15 protein-coding genes are annotated in these 14,780 nt (G+C 39.5%); 9 read left to right on the forward strand and 6 right to left on the reverse strand.

The genetic code is table 11. The annotated features are described in order from the left end of the window. Nucleotides 1–137: 137 nt before the first annotated feature. From G7Y57_RS14395 to G7Y57_RS14420, 6 genes are all read right to left on the reverse strand, one after another. The gene (locus G7Y57_RS14395; protein ID WP_165025609.1) at nucleotides 138–356 is read right to left on the reverse strand and encodes a hypothetical protein; all 219 of its coding nucleotides are present in this window, start codon (nucleotides 354–356) and stop codon (nucleotides 138–140) included. 53 nt (nucleotides 357–409) lie between these two features. After that, entirely contained in the window at nucleotides 410–991 is a 582-nt protein-coding gene (locus G7Y57_RS14400; RefSeq protein ID WP_165025611.1) for a hypothetical protein, read from the reverse strand. A gap of 119 nt (nucleotides 992–1,110) precedes the next feature. Then, nucleotides 1,111–3,663: a DUF935 family protein gene (locus G7Y57_RS14405; protein WP_165025614.1), complete on the reverse strand. Its 2,553-nt coding sequence runs from the start codon at nucleotides 3,661–3,663 to the stop codon at nucleotides 1,111–1,113. A gap of 6 nt (nucleotides 3,664–3,669) precedes the next feature. Further along, nucleotides 3,670–4,086 carry a phage protein Gp36 family protein gene (locus G7Y57_RS14410; RefSeq protein WP_165025617.1) on the reverse strand — a complete coding sequence of 139 codons (417 nt, stop codon included), beginning with the start codon at nucleotides 4,084–4,086 and terminating at the stop codon, nucleotides 3,670–3,672. Beyond that, nucleotides 4,083–5,624: a hypothetical protein gene (locus G7Y57_RS14415; protein ID WP_165025620.1), complete on the reverse strand. Its 1,542-nt coding sequence runs from the start codon at nucleotides 5,622–5,624 to the stop codon at nucleotides 4,083–4,085. Before G7Y57_RS14415 ends, G7Y57_RS14410 begins: the two co-directional genes overlap by 4 nt. Continuing rightward, complete coding sequence (locus G7Y57_RS14420; protein ID WP_165025622.1) at nucleotides 5,624–6,151, reverse strand: hypothetical protein; 528 nt, start codon at nucleotides 6,149–6,151, stop codon at nucleotides 5,624–5,626. Before G7Y57_RS14420 ends, G7Y57_RS14415 begins: the two co-directional genes overlap by 1 nt. Nucleotides 6,152–6,311: 160 nt before the next feature. Here G7Y57_RS14420 and G7Y57_RS14425 point away from each other — a divergent pair, with 160 nt between their 5' ends. The 9 genes from G7Y57_RS14425 (at nucleotide 6,312) to G7Y57_RS14465 (ending at nucleotide 14,780) form a co-directional block, all read left to right on the forward strand. Further along, nucleotides 6,312–7,400, forward strand: a complete 1,089-nt coding sequence (locus G7Y57_RS14425) for a Clp protease ClpP (protein ID WP_165025625.1) — start codon at nucleotides 6,312–6,314, stop codon at nucleotides 7,398–7,400. A gap of 31 nt (nucleotides 7,401–7,431) precedes the next feature. Next, complete coding sequence (locus G7Y57_RS14430; RefSeq protein WP_165025626.1) at nucleotides 7,432–8,355, forward strand: hypothetical protein; 924 nt, start codon at nucleotides 7,432–7,434, stop codon at nucleotides 8,353–8,355. 25 nt (nucleotides 8,356–8,380) lie between these two features. Further along, nucleotides 8,381–8,743: a hypothetical protein gene (locus tag G7Y57_RS14435; RefSeq protein WP_165025629.1), complete on the forward strand. Its 363-nt coding sequence runs from the start codon at nucleotides 8,381–8,383 to the stop codon at nucleotides 8,741–8,743. After that, entirely contained in the window at nucleotides 8,740–9,963 is a 1,224-nt protein-coding gene (locus tag G7Y57_RS14440; protein ID WP_165025632.1) for a DUF2586 family protein, read from the forward strand. The genes G7Y57_RS14435 and G7Y57_RS14440 overlap by 4 nt, the downstream gene beginning before the upstream one ends. 5 nt (nucleotides 9,964–9,968) lie before the next feature. Continuing rightward, a complete protein-coding gene (locus G7Y57_RS14445; protein ID WP_165025635.1) occupies nucleotides 9,969–10,400 on the forward strand; it encodes a hypothetical protein in 432 nt (143 codons plus the stop codon). A gap of 77 nt (nucleotides 10,401–10,477) precedes the next feature. Then, nucleotides 10,478–10,924 (forward strand): hypothetical protein, encoded by a 447-nt coding sequence (locus G7Y57_RS14450; RefSeq protein ID WP_165025637.1) that lies wholly within the window; start codon nucleotides 10,478–10,480, stop codon nucleotides 10,922–10,924. A 207-nt stretch (nucleotides 10,925–11,131) separates the two neighbouring features. Beyond that, the gene (locus G7Y57_RS14455) at nucleotides 11,132–13,168 is read left to right on the forward strand and encodes a phage tail tape measure protein (protein ID WP_165025640.1); all 2,037 of its coding nucleotides are present in this window, start codon (nucleotides 11,132–11,134) and stop codon (nucleotides 13,166–13,168) included. An 8-nt stretch (nucleotides 13,169–13,176) separates the two neighbouring features. Then, entirely contained in the window at nucleotides 13,177–13,821 is a 645-nt protein-coding gene (locus G7Y57_RS14460; RefSeq protein ID WP_165025643.1) for a DUF6046 domain-containing protein, read from the forward strand. Beyond that, nucleotides 13,818–14,780 (forward strand): hypothetical protein, encoded by a 963-nt coding sequence (locus G7Y57_RS14465; protein WP_165025646.1) that lies wholly within the window; start codon nucleotides 13,818–13,820, stop codon nucleotides 14,778–14,780. The genes G7Y57_RS14460 and G7Y57_RS14465 overlap by 4 nt, the downstream gene beginning before the upstream one ends.

Here is a 14,780-nt window from a genome sequence, read left to right on the forward strand (position 1 = left end):
ATTTTACCCTCTGTGTTAGTGTTTCATACACAAAGGAATTTATAATGTTAATATTTGTTAGTAAAATGCAGGGCTTTATTAGAAGCTCTAGCGGATTTTACTTAACCGGTGGTATACTTTTCAATTATTTTAGTGGACTACTTTTCAATTATATTATACACGCATTCCTGTACAAGTGTACCCATGTCGTCAATATTAACAGTAGAAAATCCAATAAATATGGCGGGTGTATCAAAAGGTAGTTCTTCAGCTAAAAAACTTACCTGATCATGCCAAAGGTCAACGTGTCTTACCTCTTGTAAATTACCTTTAATTTTATCGGCTATTTCTTTATATAATTCAGTCCAATATTGCATAATATTAATTTATTTGTTTGTCAATTAAACAGCGTTTAAATATCAATTAAATATCATTTCAGTTTTTCAGTTTCGGATGCAAACCAATCTTCAAATTGCTTGAATAGAGTTTTGCTTTCACCGATGTATTGTCTCTTTGGCATCTTAATTTTACTACCAACTTCCATAAGGGCCATGTTCCGGCAATATTCGGCCTTAGCATTTAAGCGTTGATTTTTTGCCGAGTTTGAAGTCTTACCACCCTTTGTTTTCTTGATGCTACCAGCAAATTGAAAATATTTAGCCCACCAGAATTTTTTCATCTTGGCAGTGACTGTTATAATTCCACCATCGTTGTGTATTTCGGAATATTCAAGATCGGAACCAACGCGCACTTTTTTTTCACTTACCTCTAAAGGGCGGACACTCTGCATTAGATTCATTGTATTGCTACCTTGGCCGCCTATCAGTACCTTTTTACCACCTAATGGGCTTTTTCTATCTAACCACTGATGAAACACATCGTCTGTAAATCCACCCTTAACAAAACTTTCTTTGAAGAACTTTTGCGACTCAATAGCGACCATTCTTGGTCGTTGGCGGATGATGTTCTTGGCCGTCAATTTAAAATTGGGTACTTTGTTTAATTTTGACATTCTGAAAATATTCCTTAAAATGCTTGTTATTAGTTATATTAAGCATTACATTTGTAATTCAAACGGTTCAAAGCCCGCAAGGACTGAGAATCTCCAAAATGAGCAATAAGCCCCTAAGTTTATTGCTCATTTTCTTTTATCTTTTCCAAAGCCGAAAAATCACCCGATGTAATTTGTTTGCGTGTAATCTCGGCAACTTTATCTCCATTAATAATAACCACTCTTTGTATATTGGTATTTTGAGTACCAAGGCTACCAGCTAACAATCGTTTTAGTTCTGAAAAATCGTTTTGTTTACTTAGATCAAGTATAGCATAATGTGCACCTTGTTTGTTTGCACTTTTCAATCTATTCTTAATGAAGTTCACAAAGCTACTCTCTCCGTCGAAAGTTTTCAGATCACCTAACATTTTACTTTTTCCGATTGCAAGTTCCGGATTCTTTTGTCCGTTAACAATTCCGCCTTCTATGTGATGACGAATAAAAATATCCTTACCCATTTCTTTAGCTAACTTGCGTGCGGCTTCAATATTTTGTTCTAAATCTGATACATCGGCAAAGTCGTTAATATAAACATTATTATCACCGGATTTCATGACTTTGTTATAGGGTAAATATGCTTTTGTGAGTTCTGCTTGTTTGCGAATTTCGAGACGTACTTCTTTACTTTCTACTTTTTCATTATAACTATTATTATCGTTGAATATCTCGCCGGTCTTTCCCGGATTACCTGACCATTGCGGGTCGGGTGTATAGTCGGGTGTGAAATTGGTTAATACCTCGCGTGTTTGCTCCCACCAACAACGACAATTAGGGTCTAGCGGCGTCATGTGTTCATCTAAGAAAGGGTCGTCGATGTCGACAACCATACCCTCCAACGCAAAATGCGCCGGGCGTACATCTTTATCGTTCATTGTACGGAATTTTACACGCTGGTAAATATCCTTGTCTAAAATCCAATCTTGGAACTGCCGGGCCGCTTGTGCCGAACGTGCCGACCATGCCGCCTGTACATTTAGATATTGCCCGTTTTGCAGGTCTAGGTATTTCTTTGCTTCCTGTTCATATAGTTTTTTACTATCTATCGAATCACTCAGCGTTTGTACTTCATTTTGTTGCACATGGGTTTTAGTGGCTGAAAATCTTAATAAGTTCTCACGTATCTTGCGGGCGATCTCATCAGTATAGTAATCCTTACCATATCCATTTTGCGCGGCCTTATTCAATCGGTCGTATGTCTTAAGGATAAAATCCTTATTTAGTTCTTCCGGCTTGATTTCGCCCCGTCGTATTTGTTCTATCAAATCATTGATAGCATTATCCCATGTGGCGGCATAAATAAGCCCCACGCCCTCCAAAGGAGGAGCCATCCATGCGTAAGGGGCTAATGACGAAAAACTATTTACCTTACTCTTTTTTTTTTGAGTGTCGTCGGTTTTGGGGTCTTCCGGTTCCGGGGGCACTTGCCCTATAGCGGCCTTTAATTTTGTAATTGGTAAACCTGTAATTTTGACAAGTTCTTCAACATTAAATTCAAAATATTGAGATAGTGTACCCACCGCTTCCAATACTTCTTTCATTGATAAAGTTTCGCTCTCATCATATTCAAAAGTAAGGTTTGCCAATGGAGCATAAACAGGGCTAAGTTTAACAAGCCGCGGCATTACCTCTGAATTAAAATAGTATTTGAAAATTAGTTTATCAACTTTGTAACGATACTGCAAAATACGTTCTTGAACCTCGGCGGCACCGACAAAAGACTTTTCATCTGTAAGACCCGAACTACCAAGAATACGCTTGCTTATTTCTTTATCGCAAATGTCAGACATAAGCGACTTAAAAGTATTATGTGCATCCACATTGTAACCTTGGGGCGTTTCTATTTTCTCATTGCCTTGTAGAACTGCAAAATGATTCATTCGGAAATTTTCGAGCATTTCAAAAAGTTCATCACGCCTTGTCGAATCCATTCGATCTGTAATAGCAAAAATAGGAGGTACCCCGAATTTATCTATATAGGACATCCACGAACCAAGGCCTAATTTTTTAGCAATAACAACCGTTGCTAGCCCCGATAATATTCCAAGTTCCCAATCGCCGCCAACTTGAAAGTAATAGTTTTTATAAACGCCCTCTTTGTAACTTGTACCTTCAGTGTCATATTCTTTATCTATGATAATACCCTTTTGAGGTATGAAATTAGATTGCGGAATTTCTGACACTCTCGCTAGTTCGCCCTTTTCGTTTATATCGTACATTTCAATAAGTTTAACCCCGTCGAATGTATATGATAAAATATGTTTTGCAATTTCGAGGTACCACGGTCTTTCGAGCAGTTTTTTAGCTTGAATATCCTCATTATTATCGCTATCAACCAATTTAAAAGGGGCGCATTGTACAGGCATGATGCGGTTTTCGATACAACTCATCAAATGGCCGTCTAGCGACATATTTTGCCGAAATCGCAACCAACCACCAAGTCTGGGATTGTCGGGGTCAGTAGCCGCCATGATAGCGTTAGACCAATCCCTTATCTCTTTACGTGACATGTTAGATGCTTGGCGGGTATAATCTATCTTTTTACCAATAGATCGCTTGTGGTATTCATTAAAAACATATAAGTTGCTGGCCTTGGATAATATCCATGTGGACGCTTTATCAATTATATTCATATTGTATCAAATAAAAAAATCATCATTAGTAGTGTTTCCATACATGAGTTTAGCCGTAGAACCGGAGTCGCTGGTTATTTCGGGTAAACCATCTAAGGTTTGCGCCCCACTTTGTATGTTCTTCAATATTTCTTTCGCCTCTTTATAGATGTCAGTGTAATCGTCGGGGACTTTACGTGCGGCATTACGGCGAACGGCGCGATATACAACAATCATTGCAATGGCTTGCACTAAAACTGCATGCCTTAAAATCGGGTCGCCAAATATTTCTGATGTTTTATATCTTCCGGATATATACGAAGTAGCAAAAGCAATCGCCTTTTCTTCCAATCCTGTAAGTATATTATCATCCAACTGCAAACTCTCGTCTAAAAGTCTTTCTTGAATAACTTCTACTATATCTTCTTTTTCTAAGTACCTCATGGCATATTGTATTTATGTTTCATGCGGCCCGTGCGATATGTTTTATCACCGGGTTTTGTTTTACGAACTGGAGCAACGTATTTTTCGAGTGCAGATAATGCCTCTCTATCAGCATCGGGGCTATCGTCGTGCTCAGTGCTGCCCTCCTCGACGGCGCATAATTGCATTACGGCAACTTGTGTGTCGTTGTGGCTTTTAAGCCTGATATTGTAATAAATACGTCCGTTTTTATAATACGGTACCATGGTAAGCATACGACCCAATTTGTTGACTTTGGGTGTATCTACTTTCATCATGTTTAGAGTAACATCGTTTCGGTCCTCGGCCTCATCGATGTTACGTTGTACTTCTTCATTCCAAAATTGTGACTCATATTGAAATAAGACATTGACGCCTATTGGTAAAGACTTTTTAAACTCACACATCCAATCGCATGGGAGTTTCATTTTTGCTTGTTTGACAAAGCAGTCTATTTTCCAAAACTTGTTATTCTTGCATACACCCCATGCTTTAACTGCATTATAATCACTTGTATCATTATCAGTATATGCAATATCCCAATGAACAATGATCATTTTGAAATCAAGCCAATCGGGCAATTCCGCCCATTGAATATCATCCTCGCTAAAATTTTTACCCTCTAGTTTTGTTTCGTGTAGATATTCAGCATAAGCCGCTGGCAAGCCCATATCCTGCTCTTGCTCCTTATAATATTGAGCCGTGTAATACTTCCATGCCGGTTTGTGTGTAACCTTATTATAGGCTTTAACCTGATGCACTTTCCAATGAGGGTGTTTTTCCTGTAATATAGTTTGTGTCATTACCCGTGCAAACTTATTATTTGCATATAATACACGGCGATGATGTCCTGTCATTGTCGGTATAATATCACGCTCTATTATTTCGGCTTGTTTACGCATCCGTTTATGATTAGATATCGTGTCGGGCGTTTCCAAGTCATCAATTACCCAAAGAGTCGGGCGACGTTGTTTTACACGAATACCCCGCACTTTCTTTTTTGTACCGAATGCCATACCAATAAATCGCTGATCTATTGTTTTGAAATTTCCAACCGTCCAATCACCCTCACATTTTTGTTCTCCAAAGTCAGAAATTAAAAGTGGGTTTCCCTCCAATTCTGCTTGTACATCTGAAAGCAGTTCCTCGGCTCTCTCTTTACTATCAGACATAAGGCAAAAAAATACATCTTCTCCACGAATCCATAACCAAAGCGGTATAATCACATTACACCACACCGATTTTGCAAGGCCTCGCCCCCATTCTGCAAAACCTTTAAATAATGGGTCGCGTGCTACCATATTAGCAAATTCAAGTTGAAAGGCTGCACTTTCGGCCGTGGCATAATGAGGTAAGTAAGTTTCGACCATGTACTTCACATCCGTTTTAGCCCGTTGTATGCGGTTCATCTTATCGGCGAGGGATTCAAAGGCATTCACAGTTGTAGCCGTGCGTGCAATATCCAATCGCTTCAAATATTCGTCGACCTTGTCCTTATCTCTTTTCTTTTGTGTAGCCATTAGCCTAGTTCATTACTTTTTCGTCGCAAATGCAACGTTTGAAAATCAATAGTTTTCTCGAATAAATCAAAATTGTAGGAACGCAAGGCGGTGAATATATCATCGAAAACATCTACATATAGACCAAGCGTTGCTCCCTTTTCTTTGTTGAGTTCTGCCATAGCTTTGTTTTGATAAGACATATCATTAGAAATTTGATTTGCTTCTTTTCGGAGTCTCAATTCTAAATCTTTATCACTATTATCAATTGCGTCGTTTATCTGATATTCGAGGGTCAATCGTTTTTCAGATAATAGGCTTATGATGCGTTGAATGTTTTCGCGGGCCGTACTTGCCGCCGATTGCCTTGTTTTTCGGGCTTCTTTCCATTTACCATCCATTGCCCATTCTGACATACTTTTTTCAGTAACACCCAATAAAGAGGCCGCTTCCTTTTGTGTTTTGCCTTGCTCAACGACGAGCTCATAGGCCGAACGCCTTAATTTGCTGTAATCCGGCTTATCTGTTTTGCCTTTTTTCTTATCCATTGACTATTGAATTTTAAACAAAGATGCCTGTTTTGAGCATGTTCTAAAAGAATAAATGCAAGGGTTACATAACTATTTTACAGGAACTTATTCAATGATAATCTTTGCATAAACAATAGCACAGGAAGTGCACAATACAACAAATACAATCATTATGTAAATGGAAAAAATACCCTTTAATATCCACGCATCGACACAGGCTCAAACGGCCTTAATACGCATAACCGGAACAATCGGGTGGGATACTGATTGCGAGTTATTTCGCGCTCGTATAGACGCTATTGCTCAACAAGGCATTACAGACGCCCATTTATATCTTAACGGTCCCGGTGGGTCTTGTTTTGATGCGGAGGAAATAGTCAATATTATTAAAAGTGTATTTACAGGCAAAGTAACGGGCGAGGGTGGTGCGCTCGTTGCTTCCGCTTATACGCGTATTGCAATGGTATGCGAAACATTCACTATGCCCGAAAATGGCATGTTTATGATTCATAAGCCGGCCGGATATACCGGAGGTACAGCAGCAAAAATAGAATCGTATCTAAAACTTTTGAAAAATATTGAATCTCAATATATTGACTTATACACAACTAAAGCGACCGATAAAGCCGAACTAAATAAACAATGGGAGATCGGTGACTGGTGGCTTACAGCTAAGGAGGCTAAGGCAAACGGTTTTATAACCATTGTAAAAGAAAAAGCAAAAATCGACGCGGAAACAACCGCCTTAATATCGGCATGCGGTTGCCCTGAGTCCAAAATTCCAATTATAAATAACAAAAAAGAAGTAAACGAAATGGATTTAAAAACGATGGCACTTAACCTCGGTTTGCCCGAAAGTGCAACAGAGGTGGAAATTAACGCCGCTATTGCGAAAGGAAAGAAAGCGCAAGAAGATTTACAGGCGTTGCAGTTGGTTAATGAGCAAAAGGCAAAAGCGGACAAAGAGGTTAAAATAAAAGCCACTTTGGAAAAAGCAATCGGAGACAAGCGCATCACAGCAGACATGCGTGCGAACTGGGAAAAAATGCTTAATGCCGATTTTGATACCGCCAATGCATCTTTGACTGGATTATCTCCGGTGAAAAAAGTAAATGTAACTACATCATCGGCTGAAAGTGGTAAGTCAACCTATGAAGGTAAAACATTTGCAGAGTTGCAAGATGAGGACCCGGACGCGTTAGCCGAACTTGAAAAAAACGACCCCGAAGCATTTATTGCTTTGTATAATGCCTCTCTCAAAAAGTAATAAATAACTCTTATAATTCAAATAATATAATATGAGTACAACTTCAAACGGGCAATGGCTTAATCAATTTGTTGCCCCGCAACTCTTAGCAGAGTTCAAAAATTTCAAAGACGACTTTATTGGCGTTTTGCCCGGTGCACCAAAACAGGCTTTGACGGCCGACGGGATTCGGTTTAATAAGCTAATCAACAATGTTAACTTTTTCGTAGACAATACGGCTGAGTTTACACCTCAAAGAATGACGGGTGAAAAGACGTTTGTTGCATGGGAAAAATACGATACAGACCCAACAGCCGTGGATGATGCAGAAATACGTTACCTACTTTACGACAAACGTAATGTTGTGCGAACAAAGCATGCGGATACCATGAAAATGGGATTACGTGACCATGTGATGTGGAAATTATGCCCTGACGACGACAAAAATGCCAATATGCCGGTCGTTCGCACAACAGGTGGAGTAACAAATGGGCGTAAACGTTTATTGTTTAAAGACCTTGTGGAGTATTTGGAGATAGTCAAAGGATTAAATTTGCCTGATCAAAATCAATTGTTTATGATCTTGAATAACCAACACCGTACAGACCTTATTCTTGATCGTGATTCGGCTCAATATTTTGCAGATAAAAATATATTCTTTGATGCTACCACCGGTGCAGTAAGAAATGTAATGGGCTTCAAATTCTTTGAAAACAACCAAGCCCCTGTATTTAATTCGGATACAGAGAAAAAGGCTAAAAATGCGGTTATGGTTACCGGTGATCAACAAGGCTCTTTGTTCTTCTATGCTCCTAATGCAATCTATCATATTGAAGGTATGAAAATCCTGTATAAGTCGGAAACAGAGGACACACGAAATGCAGACCCGACTTCTGAATTTAGATTACAAACTTATGGTCTTGTAAATCGTGTTGTGGATTATGGCTTTGGTGCCATTGTATCTGACAACGGTTAAATCACATTTAAATACAATTTAAATTATGGCAAAATTAAATTTAAAGACTATTTCGGAAAGTGTTTTCAAACGCTATCCAAATACAGATAAAGTATTTGTTACATCCGACGGTCAAGCCTTTTTTTGTGAGGCCGATGCGAAAAACCATGCAGCAAAAAACAGGAGCGGTAAAGAATTAGATGTTGAAATGTTTCGTAAGGACGATGGCGCAACGTTTGATCTTGGCGAACTGGACAGAATGCAGCTTGAAGCATTTGTAACAAGTAATACTTTGGATATAGTATTTGACGAAACAACATCAGACGATGACTTGCGCTCGGCCATTGTTCAAGCAATTGAAGTAGCTGGAGCAAAGAGTAAAAAATCACCTAAAAAAGCTAAGAAATGACTTTCATAGGCGCACAAGTAAATAAACTAAACGGCGGACTTTCGGGGGGACAACCCTCCGAACGGGTCGCAGTATTGGTCGTAGGTGGAGCGGCAATAGCTGGTAAGTTAGAACTATACCGGGCTTATGAACTATTGCAAATAGAGGATGCCGAAAGTATAGGTATTACAGCAGAAAGTGATTCAGCTAATAAATTACTTTCTCATTACCATATCAGTGAGATTTTCAGACTGTCTCCCGAAACACGTGTACACTTAATTGTAGTACCAATAGCAACCAAGGTTAGCGAACTAAAATCATTGCCCGACTTTATCCCGGCATTACGTTCTATCGAAGATATAAACACTATTGCAGTAGCCGGATTAACCGATGACGAAGAAGCCGGTATAGCGGCACAGGGCATGCAGCTATTAGTTGATAATTTCGCGAATGACTTTATATATATTGATGCCGTGTTGTTAGAGGGTAAAGGTTCTTACCTAGCAGAAAGTATTTCAGACAATGCAGATTTGCGAATTTTGGATTGTCCTAATGTTTCTCTCATTTGGGCACAAGACCCAACTATTGCCGCACAAGATATAACCTATAAATATCATGCCGGTGTTGGTAGTGCTCTTGGTATGTTGTTAGCCCGCTATGTGCATGAGAATTTAGGTTCGGTTGACATTGAGAATAAACCTCGTGCCCGTAAGGCACAACAAGATTATCCACTAACTGATGCAAGGGCGGGTCGTTGGTTATCAGCGGCTTTAAGTAACGGTCGTTTGTTTAGTTCGATATCTGGCCCCGATCAAAAAAAACTAGATGAATTAGGGTATATCTATGCTGGTTATTTTCCGGGATATGGCGGCTGTTTCTTATCGAACTCACACACATGTACTAAAAGTGATGATGACTATTGTTATATAGAACGCAACGCTATATGGAACAAAGCGGCGCGTATTGTTAGAAATACATTGTTACCTCGTGTAAGATCGAAAGTTCAGTCAGACGCAACTACCGGATTAATCAGAAATACCACCATTACAGATTGGGACGGACGTGTACGTAGGGCATTAGAGCCAATGGTGACAGCACGCAACATTGCAGATTTTGACATATTTATTAACCCAAAACAAGCGGCAATCTCCGATAAACCTTTTAATATCCGTATTCAATTGGTGGCGGACGGTATTGTACATGAATTTGAAATCGACCTTGGTTTCACTAAATCAATTTAACAAATATGCAAGTATCATTAATTAATAAGTTCGGCCAAATGGCCGGATGGAATAACGTAACAGTAACAATGCTGGGGCGTGACATTGAGGGTATAATAGAACTTGAATACGACGATAGTGTAGAAAAAGAAAATGCTCGTGGGGCTGGTATGTTTCCCATCGGTCGCGGTGTTGGTAACTATGACGCAAAATCCGCAATAACATTATACTTGGAAGAAGTTGTTGCACTGCAACAATCACTACCTCCCGGCAAAAGAATAACTGATATTGCGCCTTTTGACATTGCGATAAGCTATGAATATGAGGGTATGATTTACAAAGATCGTATTCGCAATTGTGAGTTTACCGAAAAGAGTGTTGCCGTGAAGCAAGGCGACAAAACGATTGCGACAAAATTCAATCTTATAGTATCACATATCATGTGGAATGTGATTTAATACAATTCCCAAATAAATAGTAAGTAAAAACAAAATTCAATAATCAAAAACAAAAGAAAATGAAAAGATTTATTTTAATGGCATTCTTTGCCGTATTATCCTTTATTGCCGTGGATATGTTCGCGGGAACCGGACTAATTGATACAGCCGTCGAAACAATTTGTTTACACCCGAAAGAAAGTGTCGCAGCGTTGGCGGTTGCACCATTAACCGTCGTCGGCCTTAAGATTCCACAAGAAAAGTTTGACGAGTTAAAAGCCAAATACAGGCACTTGTACATTGTAAATGTAATAATTGACGAGAACGAATCCTATCAGTTTATTATCCGCCGGCCCAACAAAGAAATAATATCAGCAGTATCGGCCAATAAAAATGACATTACAAAATCAAATGATATACTAATTAAGAATATGGTTGTCGGGGGCGATCTTGATTGTTTGGATGACGGTATTGTTTATTCTCGCTTAATGGGCGAGTTGGGTAAAATAATGAAGCAAGGCTCCAGCGATTTTACGAAAGCATAGAAGATGCCTATACATCATTCAAAGAAAACGATATCGGGCAAATTGATTTAGTTATAAAACAAACATTCAATATAGACCCCAATAAGTTGAGCGAGGAGGAGTGGTGTAACTTCTATGCAAAATATAGGTTTTTAAAAGAATTAGACAGGGAAATCGCCGTAACAGCAACATTAGAAGCGATACTTAAAGCGACTAAAATTATATTAGATGGGCACAATAATAACACAATGGGTAGCTAAGTTTATCGACGAAATATCATCGCCGGTAGATGGTGTGACGGATGCCGCTAACGAAGCATCGGAAGCCGTTGAAGATATTGGAAAAGCCGCTAATGGTGCCAACGATGAAATAAAGAAGTTGTCGGCAATGGATTTAAGAGCCTCGGCCGATGCGATAAAAGATTTGGTTAATCAGTTTGAGCAACTTATGCAACCGGGTATGGATTTTGAAGTACAAATGAAAGAAGTACAATCCATTACCCAGATGGCCGACGAGGAAATGAACAAACTCGGTGATAGTGCCCGCGAACTAGCCTTGATTTATGGTGGTGATGCCTCGGCCCAATTGGAAAGTTTCGGAGCAATTATTGCGAGATTTGGACCCGATATTGCAAAGGATAATGATGCAATGGCCTCTATGGGTGATAATGTTTCGACACTTAGTAAATTAATGAAAAATGATGCCGTGGGGGCAATGGATGCCTTAACTACATCTATGCTTCAATTTGGCGTTGATCTTACTAACCCTCAAAATGCAGCCGCCGAAATGACCCGCATGATGCATGTTATGGCCGCGGCTGGTAATGAGGGTGCCTCAGAAGTTTCAGATACGGCCGAGGCTTTGAAAAATTCGGGTATTGCAGCAAAGAATGCCAATTTATCATTTGAAGAAACAAACTCGGCATTACAGGCATTGGCACAAGCCGGGAGTAAAGGGAGCGAAGCCGGTGTTGGTTTGCGAAATGTTCTTGGGAAAATGGGTGGGTTAGATATTATTCCACGTAAAGCACGGGAGAAATTACAGCAATTAGGGGTTGACTATGATATAGTATCTAATAAAACACTTCCATTTACAGAACGATTGCGCGAACTGAAAAAAGCACAAGGCGATGCTACTCTTATTGCCCAAATATTCGGTATTGAAAATGAAAAGTCGGCAATGGCTTTACTCGACAGTATTGACGCGCAAGAAGAAATGACCAAGAAAATAACCGGCACAAATGCAGCAACAGAAAGTGCCGCTATCGTGATGGAAAGTACCAGTGAAAAAATTGGACGCATGACGGCTTGGATTAACGATCTTAAGATTAGTTTTTTTGATGTTGCCGGTAGTATTACGCCCTTTGTCACAGGACTTGGAACAGTCGCATTTACAATAGCCAACCTAGCCGCTGCAACATCCGGCATAAGTCAACTTATTGTATTTGTCAAAAGCCTAACAATTGTAACACATCTGCAAACCGCCGCTCAATGGCTTCTTAATATCGCTATGGATGCCAACCCGGTAGGCCTAATAATATTAGCTATTGGAGCATTAGTCAGTATTATATATGTAGCTATTGAGAATTACAACGAGTTCGGCGCAACGTTATTAATGCTATCCGGGCCAATAGGGATGTTTGTCAATTTAATAATGACAATCCAACGTAATTGGGATAGTGTTGTGGCGGCTTTTGAATCTGATGGTATTCTAGGAGCAATAAAGAGAATAGGTATCGTGATATTTGATTTTATCCTTTATCCTATCCAACAAATGTTGGAGTTGCTAAGCAATGTTCCCGGCTTGGGTGATTTAGCGGGTGATGGTGCAAACGCTATTATCAAACTTAGGGAAAGTCTAAATCTAACAAGCCCGGAAACTGATTCCATGCAAAAGGTAAATAATGCCGACCCCGATTCCACACCTATAAGAAACATATTTGAATCACCAACGATAGAACCTATTGTTATTGTTCAGCAAGGAAATACAGGCGAATCACAAAAAGCAATTGGTCCGCTTGCTATTTTCCAGCAAGGAAAAACAAGCGATGCAAAAGTTAGTAGTGGAGGAACTAAAGGTATAAAAGGTGCTAAGGATGATAAAGATGGGGTTAAGCTATCGGGCGGTGGTGGTTCGGGTTCCGGCAAAGTAATAAATATGACTGTAAATATGCGAAATACATTTTCGGGAAGTGAACGCGATTCCGCACAAGATGTAGCACAACAGATATGTGATAAGTTATCGGATGGTTTAGCCGCTATATAAATAATAATATGACAGGAGAACAAAGAAACAAGGCCCTATTCGTTGCTGATGCAATACGGAACATTTTCGGAATAAACAGTCCGATATATATTCCGTGGGGTACTAAATCACATTATTATGCTCCCGACTATCCTAATATTGAACTTTTGCCGGAAGAAGAACCGGAGGGAGTGATGTCGGAATTTGGCACACCTGTTTTCGGGTCTATAATTTTTGAGGGTGGAGAGTATAATATGTATAACCGTATAACCGGTGCAGTAGAAAAAGGGAGGCATGGCGACTATACGCTACCGTATTCGTGTATTGTTGAATTTTCGCGCGATGCTAATCTAACCAAAACAGAGGTGTTAGGTAGTACAGGAAGTGTAAAAGAACTTTATGGCATAGGCGATTGGAGAATAACGATCAGAGGTATTGCCATGAACAGAAGGAACGGTAGCGGCCCAACGGCTAAAGAGCAAATTGAAACATTGGTAAGATGGTCCAATGTAAGTGACTCTATTGGTGTGCAGGGTTCTATATTTAGGGGTAAAGGCATTTATAATATTGTGATAGAATCCTTATCAATCCAACCTATTGTGGGGCGTTGGAATGCTATTCCTTTTCAGATAGAGGCTCTAAGTGATGAACCTATTGAATTTTATAATGTATGAGTGCCTTAACCATGGCCGCCGATATCACATTCACAGAATCACGCGGGCGCGTTGGATTCGGATTTAAACGTGTATCTGAAATTCGGGTAGAGAAAGGATGGAAAGATTTTACAGGTATTGCCGAAATTGTGCTCCCTCGAAATGTCCGCGATTTTAACCGAATTGAAGCCGATCGACTTTTTGAGCTGGGCGACCCCATTCAAATAAAATTTGGATATGATGCCGGAGAAATACCGATAGAATTTGAGGGCTACATTTCAGATGTTGCCGACGGTGTACCATACCGTCTCAAATGTGAAGATGAAATGTTCAAACTTAAACGTGGTTCGGTTACAGTCAGCAGAAAGGGCACAACTTTAAAACAGTTGTTAGAGATAATCGCCCCCGGCTATAAAATAGAATGCCCCGATGTACCACTTGGAACGGTGAAATATACAAATGTTGCTCCTATTGAAATATTGGAAAACCTAAAAAAAGAACTAGGTATCTATACCTATTTTATTGGTAAGGTACTGCATTCAGTTGATGGCAATTCGCAAGGCGGTGATACTGTCAACATACTGTTAGAGAGAAATGCTGTTAGTGAAAACTTGAACCGAAAAGCCAAAGCCGATGAAAAAATACTTGTACGCTTTAGATCACTTCAACGCGATGGCAAATACATAACGTTTGAACAAGGTGATAAATTCGGCACAGTTCAAATACGAAATTGGCCGTATCTGACAAGAGCAGAAATAGAGATACGCGCCCGGAGAATTATTGAGCAGCAAAAGGCCAAAGGATTTGACGGTACGATTACTCTATTTGGTATTCCACGGATTGAGCATGGTATGCGCGTGAATCTTAAAAGCCTCTTTTATAAAAATATTGAGGGTACATACTATATTGATAAAGTAGTTAAAACATTTTCGCCCGGTGGTATTAGACAAGAAATTACACTCGGTAATAAATCTATTTGA

The sequence above is a fragment of the Dysgonomonas sp. ZJ279 genome, assembly GCF_011039205.1.
In the GTDB taxonomy this organism is placed as follows: domain Bacteria; phylum Bacteroidota; class Bacteroidia; order Bacteroidales; family Dysgonomonadaceae; genus Dysgonomonas.

Excerpts from the sequence above, each read along its gene's own strand:
- G7Y57_RS14395 (WP_165025609.1), bottom strand. The coding sequence starts at position 356 with ATGCAATATTGGACTGAATTATATAAAGAAATAGCCGATAAAATTAAA.
- G7Y57_RS14440 (WP_165025632.1), top strand. The coding sequence starts at position 8,740 with ATGACTTTCATAGGCGCACAAGTAAATAAACTAAACGGCGGACTTTCG.
- G7Y57_RS14415 (WP_165025620.1), bottom strand. The coding sequence starts at position 5,624 with ATGGCTACACAAAAGAAAAGAGATAAGGACAAGGTCGACGAATATTTG.
- G7Y57_RS14460 (WP_165025643.1), top strand. The coding sequence starts at position 13,177 with ATGACAGGAGAACAAAGAAACAAGGCCCTATTCGTTGCTGATGCAATA.
- G7Y57_RS14425 (WP_165025625.1), top strand. The coding sequence starts at position 6,312 with ATGGAAAAAATACCCTTTAATATCCACGCATCGACACAGGCTCAAACG.
- G7Y57_RS14420 (WP_165025622.1), bottom strand. The coding sequence starts at position 6,151 with ATGGATAAGAAAAAAGGCAAAACAGATAAGCCGGATTACAGCAAATTA.
- G7Y57_RS14400 (WP_165025611.1), bottom strand. The coding sequence starts at position 991 with ATGTCAAAATTAAACAAAGTACCCAATTTTAAATTGACGGCCAAGAAC.
- G7Y57_RS14435 (WP_165025629.1), top strand. The coding sequence starts at position 8,381 with ATGGCAAAATTAAATTTAAAGACTATTTCGGAAAGTGTTTTCAAACGC.
- G7Y57_RS14430 (WP_165025626.1), top strand. The coding sequence starts at position 7,432 with ATGAGTACAACTTCAAACGGGCAATGGCTTAATCAATTTGTTGCCCCG.
- G7Y57_RS14455 (WP_165025640.1), top strand. The coding sequence starts at position 11,132 with ATGGGCACAATAATAACACAATGGGTAGCTAAGTTTATCGACGAAATA.
- G7Y57_RS14405 (WP_165025614.1), bottom strand. The coding sequence starts at position 3,663 with ATGAATATAATTGATAAAGCGTCCACATGGATATTATCCAAGGCCAGC.
- G7Y57_RS14450 (WP_165025637.1), top strand. The coding sequence starts at position 10,478 with ATGGCATTCTTTGCCGTATTATCCTTTATTGCCGTGGATATGTTCGCG.
- G7Y57_RS14465 (WP_165025646.1), top strand. The coding sequence starts at position 13,818 with ATGAGTGCCTTAACCATGGCCGCCGATATCACATTCACAGAATCACGC.
- G7Y57_RS14410 (WP_165025617.1), bottom strand. The coding sequence starts at position 4,086 with ATGAGGTACTTAGAAAAAGAAGATATAGTAGAAGTTATTCAAGAAAGA.
- G7Y57_RS14445 (WP_165025635.1), top strand. The coding sequence starts at position 9,969 with ATGCAAGTATCATTAATTAATAAGTTCGGCCAAATGGCCGGATGGAAT.